This is a genomic window from Proteus genomosp. 4 str. ATCC 51469, from assembly GCF_003144375.1.
In the GTDB taxonomy this organism is placed as follows: Bacteria; Pseudomonadota; Gammaproteobacteria; order Enterobacterales; family Enterobacteriaceae; genus Proteus.
This window is the reverse complement of sequence record NZ_PENV01000003.1, coordinates 225,638-246,817: the sequence shown is the minus strand read 5'-3', so window position 1 is coordinate 246,817 and position 21,180 is coordinate 225,638. Positions and strand designations below refer to the sequence as shown.

The window sequence follows — 21,180 nt, the reverse complement described above, 5'->3', positions numbered from 1 at the left end:
AGAATATGTGTAGCACTTGCGGTTGTGGCGAAGGCAATGTCAGAATTGAAGGCGTAGAGCCTCATTCACATGAGCACCACCATCATCACTCTCACGACCATGATCATCACGACCACGGTCATCATCATGATCACGACCATCATGGGCATGATCACCATCATGAACACAAGGCTACTCCAGCGAATACTGTTCATAAATATATTGATAAGTCTGAACAAAAGCATAAGCATAACTACGAAACCAATGGTCAGCCTATCATCGTTCATCACCACTATTATCATAACAGTGGTGATGTTCATCTTCATTTTCATAACGATACACAGCTAAATGAAACTCCTGTTTTCCATGAGCATCATCATGGACATGACGATCATCATGAACACGATCATTCTCATAGTCATGACCATTCTCACAGTCATGATCACGACCATGCTCATGATCATAGCCATGAACATTCTCATCACCATTCTCACAGCCACGATCACGATCATGCGCATGACCACGATCATGAACATGAGCACGAAGAGCAATTTAGCCCAGTGATTGAAAATCAGAATATGCATTATGGCCAAGGTGAAGCAGGAACACATGCTCCCGGTATTAGCCAAAAGCGTATGCTGAAAATTGAAATGGATGTGTTAGATAAAAATAACCGAATTGCTGTTCATAACCGTGAACATTTTGAACAACAAAATGTGTTGGCATTGAATTTAGTTTCAAGCCCCGGTTCAGGTAAAACCACACTGTTAACACAAACGTTAAAACAGTTAGCGCAACGCGTCCCTTGTGCCGTGATCGAAGGCGATCAACAAACCACCAATGATGCTGATCGTATCCGTGAAACAGGTGTACCTGCGATCCAAGTGAATACAGGCAAAGGTTGTCATCTTGATGCACAAATGGTGCATGATGCGACACACCAATTAGGCTTACAAGATAACAGCGTTCTCTTTATTGAAAATGTGGGTAACTTAGTGTGCCCAGCCAGTTTTGATCTGGGTGAAAAGCATAAAGTGGCTATTCTCTCTGTCACTGAGGGTGAAGATAAGCCTCTGAAATATCCGCATATGTTTGCTGCGGCTGATTTAATGATTATCAACAAAATTGATTTAGTTCCACATCTGAATATCGACGTTCAAGCTTGCATTGAATCAGCTCGCCGTGTTAATCCAAATATTGAAATTATCGCGTTATCAGCAACAACAGGCGAAGGCATGGAAGAGTGGTTAGCTTGGTTGGAGAGTCGTTTATGTGCTTAGGTGTTCCAGCTAAGATTGTTGAGGTGGGCGAAGACGTCCACCAACTCGCTTATGCCGAAGTCAGTGGCGTCAAACGTGCTGTTAATATTTCAATGGTATGTGAAGGCGAACCTAGTGAATTATTAGGCAAATGGGTACTTATTCATGTGGGATTTGCCATGAGTATTCTTGATGAGCAAGAAGCACAAGATACTCTTGATGCATTACAGCATGTCTATGGTGTGACCCTCGAAGAGGCTGATGATGCAGTACGTTGATGAATTTCGTGATCCCGAACTTGCGAAAGCCTTACTAGCCCAAATTCGTGAAACTATTTCACAATGGCCTCACCCTATTAAACGTCCATTACAAATAATGGAAGTGTGCGGTGGGCATACTCATGCCATTTTTAAATTTGGTTTAGATCGCTTATTACCAGAAGAAATTGAATTTGTTCACGGGCCGGGTTGTCCCGTTTGTGTATTACCGATGGGACGAATTGATGCATGTTTAGAAATTGCAGCACGTCCTGACGTGATTTTTTGCACGTTTGGTGATGCAATGCGTGTGCCGGGTCGTAATGGTTCAATGCTGGATGCGCGTCGTCGAGGCAGCGATATTCGTATTGTTTACTCACCGCTTGATTCACTGAAAATTGCACAAGATAACCCAGATAAGCAAGTTGTTTTCTTTGGTTTAGGTTTTGAAACAACTATGCCAAGTACTGCAATGACGCTACAACAAGCAAAATTGCGTGGACTTAAAAACTTTTCTCTATTTTGTCAGCACATTACTATCGTACCTACCTTGCGTTGTTTACTAGAGCAAGACGATGTTCGCATTGATGGCTTTATTGCACCGGGACATGTGAGTATGGTGATTGGATGTACACCATATCAACCGCTATGTGATGAATTTGAAAAGCCTTTTGTGGTGACAGGATTTGAACCATTAGACTTATTGCAAGCTATACTGATGGTCATTAAACAACTTAAAGCAAAAGCAGAAAATGCAGATTATGTTTTAAGTATTGAAAACCAATATAGTCGCATTGTACCAAATGAAGGTAATAAGCTGGCTCAAAAAGCGCTGAAAGATGTATTTATGTTAAAAGAAACTAGTGAATGGCGTGGGTTGGGTGAGATCCCAATGTCAGGTATTCAATTAACACCAGCTTATTCTGAGTTTGATGCGGAGTTACGTTTTACACCCGCACCACAAAAAGTGGCAGATAATCCACAATCTCGCTGCGGTGATGTATTAACAGGACGATGCAAACCTTCGGATTGCCCTCTATTTGGCAAAAGCTGTACACCAGAAACCGCATTAGGTGCTTTGATGGTGTCATCAGAAGGGGCATGTGCGGCTTATTATCAGTATCGCCGTGAAGGTAATATATGAAACAACCTGATGAAATCACCTTAGCCCAAGGTAATGGTGGGCAAGGTATGCAACAACTGATCGAAGGCCTGTTTTTAAAAGCGTTCGATAATCCGTTATTAAATGAAAAAGAAGATCAAGCGCGGATCGCGTTAAATGAGTTAACGGCTCTTGGCGATCGTCTTGCTTTTAGTACCGACAGCTATGTGATTGATCCGATAATTTTTCCTGGTGGAAATATCGGTAAATTATCTGTTTGCGGTACAGCTAACGATCTCTCCGTCGGTGGTGCTGTACCTCGTTATCTATCATGTGGTTTTATTCTTGAAGAAGGGTTGCCATTTGAAACCCTTGAAGTGCTTGTATTAGCGATGGCAAAAGCTGCTTCACAAGCAGGAATACAAATTGTCACAGGGGATACCAAAGTGGTTCCTCGTGGTGCCGCAGATAAGATCTTTATCAATACTGCGGGCATTGGCGTTATTCCAACACAAATTAATTGGGCCGCAAGTAATATCAAAGCCGGCGATAAGATCTTAGTGAGTGGTACAATTGGTGATCATGGTGCAACAATCCTTAATCTTCGTGAAAATTTAGGATTAGAAGCGGATCTACAAAGTGACTGCGCTGTGCTTGAACCAATGATTGCACCTTTACGCCAAATTGAAGGTATTCGGGCATTACGTGATGCAACTCGAGGTGGAGTAACGGCTATTTTGCATGAATTTGCCCAAGCCAGTGGTTGTGGCATGAATGTACATGAAAGCAAATTGCCAATGAAACAAGCCGTTCGTGGTGTGTGTGAATTATTAGGCCTAGAAGCGCTTAATTTTGCTAACGAAGGTAAAATTGTTTTAGTAGTATCACCAGAAGCTGAAGCTCAAGTACTTGAAGCGTTACATCAACATACTTTAGGTAAAGACGCTTGTACTATCGGTGAAGTGACAACGGATAACTATATTCGTTTAACTGGGATTTTCGGTACGAGTCGCATTCTTGATTTACCTTATAACGAGCCTTTGCCTCGTATTTGCTAAGCACTTCTTCCCCCACTTATAAATAAAAATTATGGCTGAATTTATAAGTGGGATAAGTTATCTATCTGTTACAAAAACTTTGTTATAACGCAAATTTCCTTCATTTATCTGAATACTGACTCTTTGATAAAAAAATTATTGGAGTAACATGTTCGGCCAGTCCTACTGCGTGGAGAGGGTCTCTCGTAGAGGTAAGCTCTAGGAAAAAACATGTCTTGGTCAGAATTTAAATCTCAATACCTGATCCGTTTTTGGAAGCCTCTTCCAGCTGTTATTGCGGCAGGTATCTTATCAACTTACTACTTTGGTTTAACCGGCACTTTTTGGGCTGTCACGGGGGAATTTACTCGTTGGGGCGGCCACGTAATGCAATGGTTTGGTGCTCATCCTGAAGAATGGGGTTATTTTAAAATTATCGGCCTTGAAGGTACGCCATTAACGCGTATTGATGGTGTGATGATTATCGGGATGTTTGGAGGTTGTATTATGGCTGCTCTTTGGGCCAACAACGTCAAACTTCGCCATCCTCAACATAAAATTCGTATTCTTCAAGCTGTGCTTGGCGGGATCATTGCTGGTTTTGGTGCTCGTCTAGCAATGGGATGTAACCTTGCGGCTTTCTTTACGGGTATTCCTCAGTTCTCTTTACATGCTTGGTTTTTTGCGGTTGCAACGGCAATCGGTTCTTATTTTGGTGCCAAGCTTTCATTGATGCCACTGTTTCGTATTCCCGTAAAACTACAAAAGGTCAGTCAAGCTTCACCGATTACTCAAGATAAACAACGTGCAAAACGTCGCTTTAGATTGGGAATGGTTATCTTTTTTGCCATGATTGCGTGGTCTTTAATTATTCTTTTTGATTCACCAAAACTAGGCTTTGCTATGTTAGGCGGTATTGGTTTTGGTATTTTAATCGAACGAGCGCAAATCTGTTTTACTTCTGCTTTCCGTGATTTATGGATAACGGGCAGAACCCATATGGCAAAAGCGATTATTATTGGTATGGCAGTGAGCGCGATTGGGATCTTCAGCTATGTCCAATTAGGTGCTGCGCCTAAAATTATGTGGGCAGGGCCGAATGCTGTCATTGGTGGCTTACTCTTTGGTTTCGGTATTGTACTTGCTGGTGGATGTGAAACTGGCTGGATGTATCGTGCAGTGGAAGGTCAAATTCACTTTTGGTGGGTTGGATTGGGTAACGTTATCGGTTCTACATTATTAGCTTACTACTGGGATGATTTTGCCTCAGTGATCGCAACGGATTATGACAAGATTAATTTACTTGATACCTTTGGCCCTGTGGGGGGATTAGGTGTGACGTATCTAATGCTTGGTGTGTCATTTGTGTTATTACTTTGGTGGGAAAAACATTTTTTCCGTAAAAAAGCCCAACAAGCACAATCTATTTCAACGCAGATTAATAAGGAAATCGCATGAGCCAGAAAGACACTATTATTCCTGATTATCGTCTAGATATGGTCGGTGAACCTTGTCCTTATCCTGCGGTGGCAACACTTGAAGCCATGCCATCACTGAAAAAAGGCGAAATATTAGAAGTGGTGAGTGATTGCCCTCAATCAATCAACAATATTCCGCTTGATGCTAAAAATTACGGATATACCGTATTAGATATTCAACAAGATGGTCCGACGATCCGTTATTTAATTCAAAAATAATTTCAGATTATTTTGTTGAAAGACTAGCAATAGAAGCAGCAAGTGCATCAATAAAAGGTGGCTTGCTGTTTTTATTTCTAAGGTTTTAACACTGGTGTAATGAGTTGTATCGCTTGCTGAATCCGTAGATCAAAATTTGATTTTGGTGTCGGTGGAACGATCCCTAATGCAATTTGTCGTAAAGGCTCTGCGATCACCATGGCTAATAAAAGATCACTTAATGTAGCGTAGTCGTAAGATCTGATTATTCCGTTTTTTTCTTGTTGCTGTAACCACTGCGTGAGTAAACTGCGTCCTCTTAATATCCCACTGCGTTGATATTTTTCCATAAGCACTTCACGGCTAGGAAAATCCTCTTGTAATAACTTATATAAACCGACGGCTTTATGATTAAGTACCGTTTGAACAATGCTGTTTAAATGTTGTGATAACAACAGGATAAATTCATCAAAATCAGTGGCCTTATCATGAAAAATAGCGACGAAACTGTCTGTCCATGACAACACAATTTGTTCCACTAAATCTTCTTTATCTTTGGTAAAACGATAAATCGTTTTTTTGGCAATGCTTGCTTGTTTTGCAATTGCATCAATGGTTGTTGCGTTGTAACCCTGCTCCAAAAGCAAACTTATGGTCGCTTCATATATTTCTTGGCGGATCTCTTCTTGAGGGCGGGCAGGGCGTCCTCGTTTTTGATTAATTTTGCTATCTGTCATTTTTTAGCCTCTTTTTTAGTTGATTTTATCACTCTATAGGGATAAAACAATTAGGAAACTAATCCTGTTTCCTAATTTATCGGAGTTGAAAAAATGAAAAAACAAACATTATATTTACCTTGGGCTTTAAATGACATTAACGAGCTTTTATCACCCGCACCATTACGCTTAGAAATGGGAATTGAAAGGGATGAAGTAGGGCATTTAACAGTCGTAGTACGTACCGATTTGCATGGTTGTAAAGGTAAGATGCTAGAGTGGTGGTTTACCTTTTTTGAAACATCACAACATATTCGCTGGTGGCATCCTCATGATCATGTTGCTCACAATGGTTGGGATGATAAATGGATAAAAGGAAAGAGTTATATCGGTGCATCAATTAAGGCAGTTGAATCCTTGGGGGATATTCCACCTGTTGGAGCACAACTTAAATTCCATGATGCGAAAGATTTTTTTGATAACACATTATTAGAAGAAGCCTATAAAACAGGGGCATTATCAGGTGCTGTATGTGCCACTATTGGTTTTGGCTCTGATGTGAAAATTGATGAAAATAGTGATCCTACCGACGGTAAAATGGTGCATTTAACGCGAGATACGGATTGGGGATGTGTATTAAGAAGCCGTTTTTATTTAGGTCACTCATTAGAAAATCCAGCAGTGGAATTATCGGATGAGATAGCTTTTGGGTTATTGCAGCACTGTTATAACGAGTTTACTTATCTTTCTCGTTTCTTGCCGTCATTGTATTACGGTGAGCATGCGAATGGGGAGAAGGGCGCATTGCCTTGGTAATAAATACTCGTCATACTTCAAGTTGTAGCGTTGTTGACTGTGTTCATTCGCACTAGTCACAAACAATACTCGTCATACTTCAAGTTGTAGCGTTGTTGACGGCATTCACTCGCACTAGTCACATACTATTGTATGCTCCTAGCGACTCGTTCATTTGTCGCCTAGCTACATCTTGAATTATTTAGAGTATTCAATAGGATATAAAGAGTAAAAGAGTAAAAGAGTAAAAGAGTAAAAGAGTAAAAGAGTAAAAGAGTCAATGAATGAGTAGAAGAGTATTGCGGGCAGATCAGCGGGATGGCTGATCTGCTTGTTGCGTTTTATTCGTAGGTTACTCTGCTTCGCCGCCGAGGACTTCGGTGACGCGTTCAATTAGGGCGCTTAATTCACCGGTCATTAAAACAAAGTCGGCATCAAAACGTTGGGCAAAATCGGCTTTATCGATATCATCATTTTGCTCACGTAAAGTCTCACTGAATTTAATGCGTTTGATAGAGCCATCATCACATAGCATAAATTGAAGGCGATCTTCCCAATCTACAGAAAGTTTGGTGACAAATTTGCCTGCTTCAATATGTGTCGCAATTTCATCAGAGACTAATTCTTGTTTCTTACAACGAATAACACCGCCTTCTTCTAGTACGGCTTTTAGCTCTGCTTCATCCATTAAGGTAAAACCGGCTGGAAGTTCTCCAGAGCGTACCCACTCAGTCATTTTTAATTCAACAGATTCATTAAAGTTCAGAGGAACAACAGGTAATGAACCTAAGGTTTTGCGTAACAAAGCTAAGTTATCTTCAGCTCGTTTTGCACTACCTGAATCAACAATGACTAATTGTTTTTCTAAATCTAACCAAATAAAAGTTTGTGAGAATTTGCTAAAAGCACGAGGAAGTAATGTGTGAACTACTTCATCTTTTAGGGTCGCTTTTTCTGTTTTTTTCAGTTTGCGCCCTTGTTCACCTTCAAGTTTTTCAACTTTGTCTTGTAAGGCGTTTTTAATCACTGTTGCAGGTAAGATTTTGTCTTCTTTTCGTGCACATATCATCACTTGCTTACCAGCAACATGAATAAGTGCTTCACCACGATCGCCCATAGGCGAAACCCAACCTGTTCTGGTCATATCTTGGCTACTGCAAGGTGTGAATGCCAATGAAGCAAGCTGTTGTTCTAACTCATCCATTGACAGTGCTATCTCTTTATTTAAGCGATAGACCAAAATATTTTTAAACCACAGCATCTGACATTCCCCTTAATCATTATTTACCGCATTATGATACTGAATGTTTAGGGTATCTAAAAGGTAATATCCCTTAAAAGAAAATATCCATAATGTTATTTAATAAAAAAGAAAAAAAAGCTGAAACGAATAATTAGTAAATCTACTCTATGATAATGAGTTTTATTCTTATTTATATTGAATTAACGAAGAATATTAATACTGAAATAACGAGATTTTTAGTACAAGCTCTTATGTGACAATAATCACATAATTTTATTTTTTAGCCATTTTTTGTTTACAATATGAAATCATTTTCAGATTTATCCCTGCATTAATTTACAAAACAAAAATCTTCCTGACGAACTCATGTGATAATTGTCACAAAAACAGGAAAATATAAAGAGTGATTTTTCACAAACATCTAGGTGATCTACATCACAAAATTGAATATTTGTTTTTTAAATATTGTCAAAATAGCACAATTGGGCTTTTTATATTAACCATGGTTATAGTTTAGAATTTGTAATGTTTTCTTGTGTTTCTTTGTTACTTGTACGTATTGATTAGATATTGTGATTGAATGGTATTCTTGTGCTTCTCTTTTTAATATTTGTAGTTAATTATTCTTTTTTTGAGTGAGTGTTACTCGTTACCACCAGTTAAATTGTATTTAAATGTGATTTTGCTTTTATTTAAATAAGAAATAAATATAAAGATAAAAAATTATTAATTAGGGATAACAATATTTAAATCTTTAGTGTTATTTATTTAGTGGTTAAAATTAATACTTCCTTTTAAATATATTAAATAGGGGGATAAATTTTTTATTAGCAAAAAAAATAGTCTTGTAACAAAATGAAATCTAAAAGAAAAATCAAAAAATGTTATTTTAAAAAAGTTGATTTAGTTCAAAAAACACGTATCTTTACCTTTAATTGTGATACCTATCACTTAGGTATGTAACCGTGAAATTGCATGTTGGTGTAATTGTGGGCTACATCACGAAAGAAGGGCTTTTTTTTGAGTAACATGCCAACGAAAACTCAACGACCTATTTCTTTTCCTAACAGAAATAAAAGCAATGCCCTTATTTAAATATAATGAGGATATTATTTTTGTGTCTTATTGGTGATTACGTCTGTGTCAAGGAAATTAAAACCTTTAAGAAAATTTTGTAGAGTCATAATTAGTAGCTATAAAAATTATCAATTGTGAGAGCGATTTTCTTTTTCGAAATTCGTGGCAGAGATCTTTTGTCTGAATCTCAGGTCAACTATATACGGCGGTATTATTTTTGACCTTAAAGGAAATCATAAAACTATAGAAAATAGATGGGTATTTTAATCATGAAAAGCTTGAAGCCTCTAGCAGCACTGGTTGGTTTGTTGGTTCTTTCTGGATCTGCAAACGCAGTAAACGTGTATAACGATAAAGGTACACGTTTTGATGTAAACGGTCAGTTCCGTTTAAAAACACAAGTGACTAGCCAAAATCATGAAATGAAAATGACGGATGATGGTAGCCGTATTGGTTTCTTTGGTTCACACGAACTGACTAACGATATCAAAGTATTTGGTAAATTAGAGTGGGGTTCAGACACTCAAAAAACTAACAGTGACAACCCTAAATCAAACTTTGAAATGTACAACCGTGTAGGTTATGTCGGTTTCTCTCATCGTGATTATGGTCAAATTCAGTTTGGTCGTACTTATATTCCGATCGACTGGGTGAAAAAATCAAGCTACGGCTATGGTAACACTGGTGTATTCTACTTCAGCGATGTATTAGGTCGTTCAGTGGGTTATTCTGGTGGTGAAACGAGCGTTAATGGTAAATATGTAAATACTAACGGTGTTGGTAAAAACAACTTCATGACCCGTTTACCTCAAACTATCTTCATTGAAACTAATCGTTACGAAGGTTTCAAATTAGCGGGTACAGTGACAGGTAAAACTGGTGATGATGGTCGCCGTGTTGCAGGTGATATTACACGAGCTTATTCATTAGTTGGTTTCTATAAATCAACCTTCGGCTTAGAATTTGATGCGGGTTATTCTGCAGCTAAAGGTGAGGCAAACAATTCAGGTCCAAATAAGGACAAAACACCAGAAAACAGTATTTTAGCTTTTGGTGCGGAATACTTCTTCCCAGGTCGTGAATTTTCTATTGGTTTAGACTACGGTCAATCTCGTGGTAAAAACCCAGGCTTAGCGCTTTATGAAAATCAATATAACAGCCCACGTGGTTGGAACTCAGTTAAAGGCGACTGGAAAGCTGACTTATACGGTGTTGGTGTGAAATGGCACTGGGATCGTATCGAAAGTGGTATGTATGCGGGTTACTACCTGCGTGATGGTGATGCAAACACGTTCAACTACAAAAAAGAAACCTATACTGTGGGTGTAGATAAACGTTTTGCAGTATCTAAATATAACAACTTACGTTTATTCGCTGAAATGGCATACGATGATGCTCGTAGCGATAACGTGAAGTATGAAGATAAAAAACAATATATCTTCGAAACAGGTATGCGTCTGTACTTCTAGTCCTTTCAAAGAGACTGTTTGACAGAAGTAACGAAAGGAGAGCCATTTTGCTCTCCTGTTAACCAATATATAAGGGGTGTGTAATGGTTAAGAATGTGTTGAAAATTTCAACATTAGCAATGTTTGTCGCATTCAACGTGAATGCTGCGACAGTCGATCTTCGTATTATGGAGACGTCTGATGTTCACAGTAACTTAATCGACTTTGACTACTTCAAAGACAAACCAACAGAACAGTTTGGTTATGTCCGTACTGCTAATTTAATTAAAGCAGCAAAAGCTGAAGCAACCAATGCGATTTTAGTTGATAACGGCGACTTGATCCAAGGTAGCCCACTGGCTGATTACCAAGCAGCTAAAGGCTTAGAAAAAGGCGAATCTCATCCAGCTCACCAGCTGATGAACACCATGGGCTACACAGTCGGTAACTTTGGTAACCATGAATTTAACTATGGTTTAGATTACCTGAAAAAAGCCATTGCTGGTGCTAAATTCCCTTACATCAACGCCAACGTGATGGATGCGAAAACAGGCAAAAACTATTTCACACCTTATATCATTGTTGATACACCAGTAAAAGATCGTGATGGTAAAGAACACACTATCAAGATTGGTTATATCGGCTTCGTACCACCACAGATCTTAATCTGGGATAAAGCCAATCTGGATGGTAAGGTCGTTGTAAATGATATTACAGAAACAGCGAAAAAATTCGTCCCTCAAATGAAAAAAGAGGGTGCTGACCTGATTGTGGCTATTCCTCACTCTGGTTTTGCGTCAGAGCCGTACAAAGCAATGGCTGAAAACTCTGTTTATTATTTAAGTGAAGTTGAAGGCATCAATGCAATCATGTTTGGTCACGCTCATGGCGTATTCCCAAGCAAAGAATTTGAAGGTATTAAAGGCGTAGATACAGCGAAAGGTACTGTAAACGGTGTTCCTGCTGTTATGCCTGGCCAATGGGGTGATCACTTAGGTGTTGTTGATATGGTTATCAATAACGACAGCGGTAAATGGGTGATGACTGAAGCAACAGGTGAAGCGCGTCCTATCTTTGATAAAGCAAACAAAAAAGCATTAGTTGAACGTGATGCTGAATTAGCTCAAATCATTGAAAAAGCACACCAAGGTACCCGTGACTTTGTGGGTAAACACATTGGTAAAGCTTCTGCCAACATGTACAGCTTCTTAGCATTAGTACAAAGCGATCCAACTGTACAAATCGTTAATGATGCACAAGTTGATTACACCAAACACTTTATTCAAGGTGATCCGAACTTAGACGGTTTACCAGTATTAGGTGCAGCAGCACCATTTAAAGCGGGTGGTCGTAAAAATGCACCAGCAGACTTCGTAGAAGTTGAAAAAGGTGACTTAACATTCCGTAACGCTGCAGACTTATATCTGTATCCAAACACATTAGTGGTTGTTAAAGCGACCGGTGCGGATGTTGTTGAATGGTTAGAATGTTCAGCGGGTATGTGGAACCAAGTTGATCCTAACTCAACTAAACCACAAGAACTGATCAACTGGGATGGTTTCCGTACTTATAACTTCGACACCATTAGTGGTGTGAACTATAAAGTTGACTTAACTCAACCAGCTAAATATGACGTTGATTGCCAAGTCGTTAATAAAGATGCGAATCGTATCAAAGAAGTGACTTACGAAGGCAAACCAATCGATCCTAAAGCAACATTCCTGATCGCAACAAATAACTACCGTGGATACGGCGGTAAGTTCGCTGGTACAGGTGAAGCGAATATTGCGTTTGCATCTCCAGATGAAAACCGTGCAATCTTAGCTTCTTACATTGCTAAACAAACTAAAGAAAAAGGTGAAGTTGCGACTAAAGCCGCTAACAACTGGTCATTCTTACCTATTAAGACTGATAAAGCGTTAGATGTCCGTTTTGAAACTTCACCAAGTGAAAAAGCTGCTGCATTTATTAAAGATTTCGCTCAATATCCAATGACCTTCGTGGAAAATGATGAAATTGGTTTTGCAATTTACAAAATCGATTTAACTGAGAAGAAATAAGTAATTAAACCTGCCCGTTCAGGGCAGGTTTTTTCTTACCTTTTTGAACCAAAAGAGTGGTGTTATGACTCTTTAAGGGGATTTTATGCGCTTTATGAAGCTATTGCCTGCTGCTTTTGCGTTAGTGTTAGCAGGATGTGCAACGCAAGCACCTGAAATTACAGAACCATTAAAACCTCAAGCTAAATTAGTTGAAGGCGTATCTTGTATTTTACCTGATGCTCCAACGGCACCTTACGACTACATTGCTTCTAATGATCGCTATGGTCAAAACAGCACAGCATCAACAGATTACTTTAAGTTAGCGATTAACTACTCACCGGCTTTTTGTGATTATAAAAGTAATAATATTAAACGTTTAAATAACGATAATGAAAAAGATCGTGCAAAACGTGAGTACGATAAATTTGAAATCCAATGCTTCTCAGATAATAAATTTGGTTGGATTGTTCATGGGCTGTGGGCTGAAACCTGTGATGGTAAATCATGGGAAGACTGCCGTGATTGGAAAGACATACGCAAGCATCCTCGTTTATGTAAAGGCGATTTACCACCTTTAGAATACTCTGCTATCAAACCTTATCTGTGTGATTCTCCGGGTATCGATCTGTTACAAGGCGAATGGGAAAAACATGGTGTTTGTGCGTTTGATACACCAGATGCATTCTTTGGTAAACAAAAAGAGTTGTATGAAGCGTTAGTATTACCAGAAGGCCGTCCTTCAAATAGTGCATTGATTAAGTTCTTAAAAGAACACAATCCATCACTGAAGGATAAAGAAATTCAAATTAATCGAGATGAATTCTATATCTGTTATAGCAAAGATTTCGAAGTAATTGATTGTCCGAAACGTGAATTTTGATCTTAGGGATAAATTTTAAATGAACCATAAATATAAACTCGTTGCACTTGCTGTAAGCTCAGTCTTATTAGCAGGTTGTGCAAAGAACTACGACGAAGCTAATGTTGTTGATGTGCGTGTTATCGCAATGAACGACTTCCACGGTGCGCTAAAAGCGCCAGGTCCAAACAAACCTGGTGGCATTGAGCATATGGCTACGTTAATTAAAGAAATGAAGAAAGATAACCCGAACAACATCGTTGTTGCGGCGGGTGATATGGTTGGTGCAAGCCCACTGTTATCTTCAATGTTCCATGATGAGCCTTCAATTGAAGCATTATCATTAGCAGGCTTAGAAGCAACTTCTGTGGGTAACCATGAATTTGATAAAGGCATGGGCGAATTACTGCGTAAACAAAACGGTGGTTGCCACCCAGTAACGGGGTGCCAAGGCCCAACTGAGTTTAAAGGCGCAGATTTCCAATACTTAGCAGCTAACGTTATTGTTAACGAAACTGGCAAAACATTATTCCCAGAATACGTTATTAAAGAATTCAACGGTATTCCTGTTGCATTCATCGGTTTAACTTTAGAAGGTACTGCGGCTATCGTAACACCTAAAGGAACCGAAGGTTTAAGCTTCCACAATGAAGCAAAAACAATTAACGCATTAGTGCCTCAGTTAAAAGCAAAAGGCGTTCAAGCAATTGGTGTTCTGATCCACGAAGGTGCTGCACAGCGTCGTGATGGTGGTCCAGTTAATATCAACGCATGTAATGGTATTACAGGTAAAGTTCTGGGTGTTGTTGAGCAATTAGATCCAGCTATCGACTTCGTTGTTACTGGTCATACTCACCAAGCTTACAACTGTACTATCAACGGTAAATCAGTGACATCGGCACAGTCTAATGGTGCAATGTTAACGCGTATCGACCTGAAATTAGATAAAACAACGAAAGATGTTGTTGATATCGAAGCTCGTAACATTTGGGTTGATAACCGTAAATACGAAAAAGATCCAGCAGTCACTAAACTGTTAGAAGCTTACGAAAAAATTGCTACCCCATTAGCTAACCGCATTATCGGTAAGTTAGAAGGCAATTTAACTAAGCAAACTAACGATGCGGGTGAATCTGCACTGGGTCAAGTGATTGCTGATGCACATTTATATACAGCTAAACCAAAAGATATGGGTGGCGCACAAATCGCGTTTATGAATAGCGGTGGTATTCGTGCTGATATGACCGGTGGTGATGTTTCTTATAACGCAATCTACACTGTACAGCCATTCTCTAACGTACTGTTAACTCAAACATTAACGGGTGAGCAAATCAAACGCCTGTTAGAACAACAGTGGGATCGTTCACGTCCACAAGTGTTAGCGATTTCAGGTAACTTCCAGTACACATGGGATAGCAAAGCATCTAATGGTAACCGTGTTATTGTTGAATCAATGAAAATTGACGGTAAACCAGTGGATATGAAAGCATCTTACCGTGTTGTGGCTAACGAATACTTAGCAACAGGTGGTAGTAACTTCTCTGTACTGAAAGAAGGTAAAGATCCAGTTTACAGCGTGCCAGATGTTGATGCAGTCGTGAAATACTTTGCTGAGCAGTCTCCAATTGCTCAACCAAAAGCGAATAACATCACACGTAAATAACGTATTTTCATACGCCTTGTGAAAATCGCACCTTTTACTTTGGTAAGGGGTGCGTAAATAAATAAAGAGAGCAAAGTGTTGAACACAAAGGGTCCATCCCTACCTTTGTATTCATTGCGCACTTTGCTCTTTTTTTATGGAATTTTTAGAGTGATGGTATAAGGCTGCCATTCTTGCTTTGTGGGCATATAATAAAAAAAAGCCCACAGTGGCTGTGGGCAAGGAATGAAAGTAAAAAAAGAGGGCATTATTTAGGGTCTTTTGTCAGATGTCTGTTCTAACACTTATTTGAAGATTTTAAAGCGTGAATCATCTTCCATATAATTCTTCTCACCAGCCTCTTGTTCAATTGAACCAAAGACCATTTGAGCTCTTAATTTCCATGTTTTTGGCAGATCCCAAGTTGCATGGACTTCGTCATCAATAATTGGGTTGTAGTGTTGTAATGAAGCACCTACGTTCTCTGCTGCTAATGCTGTCCAAACAGAAAGTTGTGCCATACCACTTGCTTGCTCTGACCATACAGGGAAGTTCTCAGCATACAGTGGGAACTGCTCTTGCAGACCTTTTACGATATCAGTATCTTCGAAATACAAAATCGAACCAGCACCTGCGGCGAAGCTATTAATTTTTGCTTCAGTTGCACTGAATGCTTCTGCGGGTACTAATTTTTTCAGGGTATTTTTAACGATATCCCACAGTTTTTGATGTTGTTCACCAAACAGAACAACCACACGAGATGTTTGTGAGTTAAATGCAGTTGGACTCTCTTTAACCGCTTCTTTGATAATCGCCGTGACTCTGTCTTCGCTAATTGGAAGTTGATTACCTAAATGATAAATTGTTCTACGTTTTTTCATTAAATCAGTAAATGCGTTAGACATGATGTCTCCTTGATAAATTTAAGCGCTTAAAGCGTGTCTTAGCTTGGGCTAATCTATGGACATACTATAGGGGCTATTGGTGATTTATTGATATATAAAAAATTTAATCAGTTACGTCAAAATATTCGACCTAGTTTTTAACTGCTTGATTTAGATTCTGTTTATCTTCATATCTAAACTCAGGAGCAAGCTGGCTAATACCTAATCCACCGGCTTTCTTCACTTTGATCTGTACCGGAATGCGTTCTTTCATGGCTTCTACGTGACTAATCACACCAATAATTTTGCCAGAAGCATTAAGACTATCGAGTGCATCTAATGCGATATCTAGCGTATCAGGATCGAGTGTGCCAAAACCTTCATCTAGAAATAGTGACTCAATCTGTGTCTTATTACTGACCAAATCAGAAAGTGCGAGAGCGAGCGATAAACTGACTAAGAAACTTTCTCCTCCAGAGAGAGTACGTGTATCTCGCAACGCATCTGCTTGCCATGTGTCTGCAATTTGTAGTTCAAGGCTTGCAGGTGTTTTACGTTGTAAGAAATAACGTCCATGTAGTTTTTCTAAACGGCGGTTGGCTAAATAAATCAAATGATCGAGCGTTAATCCTTGAGCAAAACGGCTAAATTTATCCCCTGAAGCAGAGCCCACCAATTCGTTTAAATAACTCCAATCATCAAATTGAGCTTGCTGTTTAGCAATATGGGTCAATAGACTTTGTTGCTCTTTGCGTTTTTCTTCATCAGTGCGTAGTTGCTCTTGGATGCGAAATTTTGTCTCTTGTAAGTGAGTTATTTGTGTTTCTAACAGCAATAATTGAGCATTAATTTGTTCGATGTTTTGCTGTGTTGCCAATAATGGCTGTTGTGACAAATGTTGTTGATATGTCTTTTCTTGTGTATCTAAACGTGTTTTTTCTTGCAGTAGCTTATCAAGCCGTTGTTTTTGTTGTTCTTGTAAACGGTTTCTTTCTTCGACTGATAACAAGGATGCTAAAAATGCATTTTCGTCAGCAAAGGGGCTATTTTTTAACGTATTGTGATATTGCTCAATAATGCTTTGTGAAAGTGTATGAAGCCGTTGTAACGATTTTTCATTTTCCTGATATTGACCAATAAGTTGATTTAGACGAACTTCAAGTTGGTTTTTTTCTTCGCTATATTGCTCAATTTGTTTTTGTAATAACTGACTTTTTTGTTCTAATTCATTACGCGCATCTTCTGTGGTTTGTGTGCCGAATAAAGCTTGGCGTTGTGCTTTCAACTGTTCTTGTTGTTGATGTAGTTGTTTAAAGTGGATTAAAACAAGCTCAAGTTCTTTTTGAGTTTCAGCTAAATAGCGTTTTCTCTCTTCTTGCGTTAATGACAATTCACGAATTATTTGCAGTAATTCCTGATGTGCTTTTAATGTCGATTGATATTGTTGACTCTCCATTTTACGCGCATTAAGCCATTCAATTTTATCTTCAAATATCTGTAATTCATAACCTTGTTGTTTAACAAGTGATTGAATATCTTGCGCCAACTGGGTTTGTTGTTGAAGATATTGCGCTGTTTGTTGTTGTTTATTGGAAACTTCTTTTTGCTGCTGAGTTAATTCATTTTGTTGATGAAGAATGGCTTGCTGTTGCTGATAAAATTGTTCTTTGGTATCAGATAACAGTTTGTATTCTTGCTGAAGTTTTGCTTCTAATGCTTGGTAATTTACTCGTTTTTGCGTCAGTAAATTATCTTCTTTTTCAAGCTTGGCATCTAATTGAGTTAAAGTATCTTCTTTGCAGTCAACATCAGGCAATGCGTGTGTTTGGGCTAAGATTTGCCATTGTTGTTTTAATGTCGTTATATCTTGGGTGAGTTGTTCACTATCTTCATTGAGTTTTTTGTTTTGAGCTTGATAGTTAGCACATTGTGTTTTTTGTTCCACTAACTCTATTGTTAATGCATGAACTTGTTGCGTTAAAAGATCTAATCGTGTTTTTGTTTCGTCTGGTTTAATTTCCTTATATTTTTCAATATAAGGATGTTCCGTTGAACCACAAACAGGACATGGGGTGTCTTTAACTAAACGTTGTCTCTCTTCTTCATATTCTGCTAACTTTCGTATTAAAAGATAATTATCATTCAAATCTTTAAGATGCTGTTCTTTCTCTTTTAAAACAATGTCATTTTTGTGAATACTCTCAGTCAACATAACTATTTTTTGCTGATTATCTGACTGAGTTTTTTGGTACTGATGTTCTGTTTTTATCGCTCGTTGTAATTGAGCTTGTAATCCCATCAGTTTAGCAAGGGCATTTCTTTGTTGTGATATTTGCTGTAAACGAGAAGGGATAGCTGTAATGGCATCAGCTTTATTTTGTTGCTCAAGTTGTGTTTCCAACTCCTTTAATTGCTGTTGCTGTAAATTAAGGCTGTGCTGTTGTTGCTCTAGCGCTTTAGTTGCTTTTTCTAAGCCGAGTTTGAGAGTGTGTTCTTTTTCTTGCTCTGTTTTTTCACTCTTTTTGCTAACAAAATATTTTTCTGTGATTTCATCATATTGCTCAAAATAGCGTTGCCATAAAGGTAGATTTTCAGCAAGTTGAGCATAAGCCGTATGTTGGCTTAAATAATCATTTAATTCACTGGCTTGTTTTTGTGATGTTGTTAGTTGGTGTGCTGTTGATTGGATTTTTTCCAGATATTCTGATTGTGTTTTTTCGAATGCACTTTTTTGTTGTGTTTTTGCTGAAATATCTTGTTGTAGCAAGGCTAATTGATTATCTAATGGCGCCACTTTTTCACGAATAAGTTGTAATATTTGCTGTTTCTTCTCATCGTGTTGTTTAAATGTGTTACGTGCTTCGGTTAAATGCTGATTAATTGGTTGGCTTTGTTGTTCAATAAGCTGTTTTTCGGCTTTTAATGCTGAGAGTTGTGACTCAATATAGGCTTGTTCTTTTAATAGGCGATTTTTTTCATCATAAATCGGGCGAATTTTTTCTGCAGGTTCACTATTTTCAAGACGTTGAATATCAGGTTTTGCAGCCACTAATGCTTCTTGTGCTAAATTAACCTCAGTTTGCGCTAATATTTTGTTTTTATTGAGTTCAATCTCTTTTTCTTGCCACTGTTTTGCTACTTGATATTCCTGTTGTTCTTTTTGTAAGAGGCTTTCTTTAGCAAAAAGATCTGTTTGTTCCGTTAATAAAGCTTGGCGGGCATTTTCATCTAATAATGCCATCATTTCAGCCTGTTGCTTGAGTGTTTTTAACGTTTGTTCTTCTTCTCGCCAATGTTTAAAGATTGATTGGGAAATATGACGATAAATATCTGTACCAGTGAGTTCTTCGAGTAACTCCGCGCGAGATTTATCATCTGCATTAAGAAATGCTGCAAATTGTCCTTGTGAAAGCAACATTGATTTAGTAAATCGGTCAAAATCCAGCCCTGTAATATTAATGATCATCTCTTTTACTTGGCTGATCTTGCTCGCTAATATTTTGTCTTCCCCCCCAGTGATATTTATTTTGACGAGTTCAGCTTGTGGTGCCTGAAGATTGCCATCTTCTTTATAATTAGCACGGCGTTGTTCCCAAAAAGCACGATAAGCGACACCTTTGACTTCAAATTCAACTTCAGCTAAACATTCTGCGGTATGGCGCGTCATTAATTCATTTTGAGATTGTGTTACTTTATCTAATCGAGGGGTTCTATGATAAAGCGCTAAACTAATGGCATCTAACAGGGTGGTTTTTCCTGCACCAGTAGGGCCTGTAATCGCAAACAATCCATTGCTAACAAAAGGCTCTTGGTTAAAGTTGATTTTCCATTCACCTTTTAAGGAGTTAATATTTTTAAAGCGCAGACTTAAGATTTTCATTTTACTTCGTTATCCTCTTGTTCTGCCATTTCAACTGCTTGTTTAAACAATGTGGTTAATCGCGTTTTAGTTTCTTCTGAATCAAACTCATGTTGTTCTAAACGTCTTTCAAAAACATCATAGACCGTTAATTCTGTCAGTGTTTCTTTCTCATTTTGAGTGAGCACTTGGCGTTGTTTTCTAGATCTTCTTAATAAAACCACATCAAAAAGTGGGTCGTTAGTTAGCTCTTGAATACGAGTTTGTATATCACTGAGATAATCTTGTGTAGAAACTTCAATATCCAACCAGATAGTCGTCTCTGTTTCAGCATATTGGTTTTTAAAATTTTCAAGCTGTGTGGCTATTTCTTTTAATGATCCTGCAATTGTACGCAATAGCTGGAATTCGGGGATAGGGAGTAGCGTAAGCTCAGCTAATTTATCTTGCTCAAAATCGATAAGGCAGACACTTTTTTGTTGTCCACTCTCATCAAAACTTAAAGGAATTGGTGAACCACTGTAACGAATATGTCCTGATTTATTCACCACTTGAGGGCGATGAATATGGCCAAGAGCAATATAATCAAATTCAGGAAATAGGGTTGCAGAGAAGGCTTCTAAAGTGCCGATATATATCTCACGTACAGAATCGCTCACACTTGCGCCAATCGTTGTCAGATGGCCTGTCGCAATAATAGGGATCTTGGCGTTCAATTGTTCACGTAAATCGAGAGCTACTTGATATTGAACTTGATAATAATCAGCAATCGCTTCTTTTAGCGCGTTTTGTTTTTCAGCACCGGATTGCCCACTTCGGCTAGTTATCATATCTCTAGGACGTAGATAGGGGATCGCACACAGTAATGCTCCTGGCGAGTTATCTTTTTGACGAAGAATTAACGGTGCTTGCGGCGTTTCGGTATGAACACTGGCAATAACAGTGGTATTTAAACATGCCAATAGTGATTTAGATTCATTGAGTGTTGCGACAGAATCGTGATTGCCACCTAAAATAACTAATTGGCATTGTGTGTCCCTCATTGCAACAACAAAGCGATTATACAGCTCTCTGGCATAACTTGGGGGCGAGCCAGTATCAAATATATCACCAGCAACAATTAGGGCATCCACTTGATGAACCTTAATTTGTACTAATAACCAATCAAGAAATTGTTGATGTTCTTGTGCGCGGGTTTTAGTAAAAAAATATTGCCCTAAATGCCAGTCTGATGTGTGAATAATCCGCATTGCTATCCCTCTTTTTTATTTGCTCAGAGTATAGCGCACCTTGCTTTTTTAGTGA

General features: G+C 38.5%; 16 protein-coding genes. 11 read left to right on the top strand and 5 right to left on the bottom strand.

Going from position 1 to position 21,180, the window contains the following annotated elements:
• The first annotated feature begins 5 nt into the window (after positions 1 to 5).
• From hypB to yedF, 6 genes are all read left to right on the top strand, one after another.
• Positions 6 to 1,259 carry a hydrogenase nickel incorporation protein HypB gene (gene hypB, locus DK866_RS05435; protein ID WP_109408034.1) on the top strand — a complete coding sequence of 418 codons (1,254 nt, stop codon included), beginning with the start codon at positions 6 to 8 and terminating at the stop codon, positions 1,257 to 1,259.
• A complete protein-coding gene (hybG, locus tag DK866_RS05430; protein ID WP_006535180.1) occupies positions 1,250 to 1,516 on the top strand; it encodes a hydrogenase maturation factor HybG in 267 nt (88 codons plus the stop codon). The genes hypB and hybG overlap by 10 nt, the downstream gene beginning before the upstream one ends.
• Positions 1,503 to 2,639: a hydrogenase formation protein HypD gene (gene hypD / locus DK866_RS05425; protein ID WP_109408033.1), complete on the top strand. Its 1,137-nt coding sequence runs from the start codon at positions 1,503 to 1,505 to the stop codon at positions 2,637 to 2,639. Before hybG ends, hypD begins: the two co-directional genes overlap by 14 nt.
• Positions 2,636 to 3,655: a hydrogenase expression/formation protein HypE gene (hypE, locus tag DK866_RS05420; protein WP_109408032.1), complete on the top strand. Its 1,020-nt coding sequence runs from the start codon at positions 2,636 to 2,638 to the stop codon at positions 3,653 to 3,655. The genes hypD and hypE overlap by 4 nt, the downstream gene beginning before the upstream one ends.
• A 210-nt stretch (positions 3,656 to 3,865) precedes the next feature.
• Positions 3,866 to 5,092: a selenium metabolism membrane protein YedE/FdhT gene (gene yedE / locus DK866_RS05415; RefSeq protein ID WP_075674241.1), complete on the top strand. Its 1,227-nt coding sequence runs from the start codon at positions 3,866 to 3,868 to the stop codon at positions 5,090 to 5,092.
• Positions 5,089 to 5,331: a sulfurtransferase-like selenium metabolism protein YedF gene (gene yedF / locus DK866_RS05410; RefSeq protein WP_006535172.1), complete on the top strand. Its 243-nt coding sequence runs from the start codon at positions 5,089 to 5,091 to the stop codon at positions 5,329 to 5,331. Before yedE ends, yedF begins: the two co-directional genes overlap by 4 nt.
• Positions 5,332 to 5,408: 77 nt before the next feature.
• On the opposite strand, the gene DK866_RS05405 is transcribed toward yedF, so the two are convergent.
• Positions 5,409 to 6,047, bottom strand: coding sequence for a TetR/AcrR family transcriptional regulator (locus DK866_RS05405; RefSeq protein WP_109408031.1), 639 nt, complete (start codon positions 6,045 to 6,047; stop codon positions 5,409 to 5,411).
• A 93-nt stretch (positions 6,048 to 6,140) separates the two neighbouring features.
• Here DK866_RS05405 and DK866_RS05400 point away from each other — a divergent pair, with 93 nt between their 5' ends.
• Positions 6,141 to 6,842 carry a DAPG hydrolase family protein gene (locus DK866_RS05400; RefSeq protein ID WP_109408030.1) on the top strand — a complete coding sequence of 234 codons (702 nt, stop codon included), beginning with the start codon at positions 6,141 to 6,143 and terminating at the stop codon, positions 6,840 to 6,842.
• A gap of 331 nt (positions 6,843 to 7,173) precedes the next feature.
• Here DK866_RS05400 and rdgC read toward each other — a convergent pair whose 3' ends face one another.
• Positions 7,174 to 8,082: a recombination-associated protein RdgC gene (gene rdgC / locus DK866_RS05395; protein WP_109408029.1), complete on the bottom strand. Its 909-nt coding sequence runs from the start codon at positions 8,080 to 8,082 to the stop codon at positions 7,174 to 7,176.
• A gap of 1,328 nt (positions 8,083 to 9,410) precedes the next feature.
• On the opposite strand from rdgC, the gene DK866_RS05390 reads away from it, so the two are divergent.
• From DK866_RS05390 to DK866_RS05375, 4 genes are all read left to right on the top strand, one after another.
• The gene (locus tag DK866_RS05390; RefSeq protein ID WP_244179652.1) at positions 9,411 to 10,610 is read left to right on the top strand and encodes a porin; all 1,200 of its coding nucleotides are present in this window, start codon (positions 9,411 to 9,413) and stop codon (positions 10,608 to 10,610) included.
• Between the two features lie 83 nt (positions 10,611 to 10,693).
• Positions 10,694 to 12,649, top strand: coding sequence for a bifunctional 2',3'-cyclic-nucleotide 2'-phosphodiesterase/3'-nucleotidase (locus DK866_RS05385; RefSeq protein WP_098941137.1), 1,956 nt, complete (start codon positions 10,694 to 10,696; stop codon positions 12,647 to 12,649).
• 85 nt (positions 12,650 to 12,734) lie between these two features.
• Positions 12,735 to 13,511 carry a ribonuclease T2 family protein gene (locus DK866_RS05380; RefSeq protein WP_109408027.1) on the top strand — a complete coding sequence of 259 codons (777 nt, stop codon included), beginning with the start codon at positions 12,735 to 12,737 and terminating at the stop codon, positions 13,509 to 13,511.
• Between the two features lie 19 nt (positions 13,512 to 13,530).
• Entirely contained in the window at positions 13,531 to 15,153 is a 1,623-nt protein-coding gene (locus tag DK866_RS05375) for a bifunctional metallophosphatase/5'-nucleotidase (RefSeq protein WP_109408026.1), read from the top strand.
• A gap of 284 nt (positions 15,154 to 15,437) precedes the next feature.
• Here the strand turns inward: DK866_RS05375 and DK866_RS05370 are convergent, their stop codons facing one another.
• The 3 genes from DK866_RS05370 to sbcD all read right to left on the bottom strand — a co-directional run bounded on the left by DK866_RS05370 (position 15,438) and on the right by sbcD (position 21,125).
• Entirely contained in the window at positions 15,438 to 16,037 is a 600-nt protein-coding gene (locus DK866_RS05370) for a nitroreductase family protein (RefSeq protein WP_109408025.1), read from the bottom strand.
• Positions 16,038 to 16,167: 130 nt separating this feature from the next.
• On the bottom strand, positions 16,168 to 19,896 hold the full coding sequence (locus DK866_RS05365) for an AAA family ATPase (RefSeq protein ID WP_109408024.1): 3,729 nt from the start codon (positions 19,894 to 19,896) through the stop codon (positions 16,168 to 16,170).
• Complete coding sequence (sbcD, locus tag DK866_RS05360; protein WP_109408023.1) at positions 19,893 to 21,125, bottom strand: exonuclease subunit SbcD; 1,233 nt, start codon at positions 21,123 to 21,125, stop codon at positions 19,893 to 19,895. Before sbcD ends, DK866_RS05365 begins: the two co-directional genes overlap by 4 nt.
• Positions 21,126 to 21,180: the final 55 nt, after the last annotated feature.

Excerpts from the sequence above, each read along its gene's own strand:
- yedE (WP_075674241.1), top strand. The coding sequence starts at position 3,866 with ATGTCTTGGTCAGAATTTAAATCTCAATACCTGATCCGTTTTTGGAAG.
- DK866_RS05400 (WP_109408030.1), top strand. The coding sequence starts at position 6,141 with ATGAAAAAACAAACATTATATTTACCTTGGGCTTTAAATGACATTAAC.
- rdgC (WP_109408029.1), bottom strand. The coding sequence starts at position 8,082 with ATGCTGTGGTTTAAAAATATTTTGGTCTATCGCTTAAATAAAGAGATA.
- DK866_RS05385 (WP_098941137.1), top strand. The coding sequence starts at position 10,694 with ATGGTTAAGAATGTGTTGAAAATTTCAACATTAGCAATGTTTGTCGCA.
- hypD (WP_109408033.1), top strand. The coding sequence starts at position 1,503 with ATGCAGTACGTTGATGAATTTCGTGATCCCGAACTTGCGAAAGCCTTA.
- hybG (WP_006535180.1), top strand. The coding sequence starts at position 1,250 with ATGTGCTTAGGTGTTCCAGCTAAGATTGTTGAGGTGGGCGAAGACGTC.
- DK866_RS05365 (WP_109408024.1), bottom strand. The coding sequence starts at position 19,896 with ATGAAAATCTTAAGTCTGCGCTTTAAAAATATTAACTCCTTAAAAGGT.
- hypB (WP_109408034.1), top strand. The coding sequence starts at position 6 with ATGTGTAGCACTTGCGGTTGTGGCGAAGGCAATGTCAGAATTGAAGGC.
- DK866_RS05370 (WP_109408025.1), bottom strand. The coding sequence starts at position 16,037 with ATGTCTAACGCATTTACTGATTTAATGAAAAAACGTAGAACAATTTAT.
- sbcD (WP_109408023.1), bottom strand. The coding sequence starts at position 21,125 with ATGCGGATTATTCACACATCAGACTGGCATTTAGGGCAATATTTTTTT.
- DK866_RS05375 (WP_109408026.1), top strand. The coding sequence starts at position 13,531 with ATGAACCATAAATATAAACTCGTTGCACTTGCTGTAAGCTCAGTCTTA.
- DK866_RS05380 (WP_109408027.1), top strand. The coding sequence starts at position 12,735 with ATGCGCTTTATGAAGCTATTGCCTGCTGCTTTTGCGTTAGTGTTAGCA.
- hypE (WP_109408032.1), top strand. The coding sequence starts at position 2,636 with ATGAAACAACCTGATGAAATCACCTTAGCCCAAGGTAATGGTGGGCAA.
- DK866_RS05405 (WP_109408031.1), bottom strand. The coding sequence starts at position 6,047 with ATGACAGATAGCAAAATTAATCAAAAACGAGGACGCCCTGCCCGCCCT.
- yedF (WP_006535172.1), top strand. The coding sequence starts at position 5,089 with ATGAGCCAGAAAGACACTATTATTCCTGATTATCGTCTAGATATGGTC.
- DK866_RS05390 (WP_244179652.1), top strand. The coding sequence starts at position 9,411 with ATGAAAAGCTTGAAGCCTCTAGCAGCACTGGTTGGTTTGTTGGTTCTT.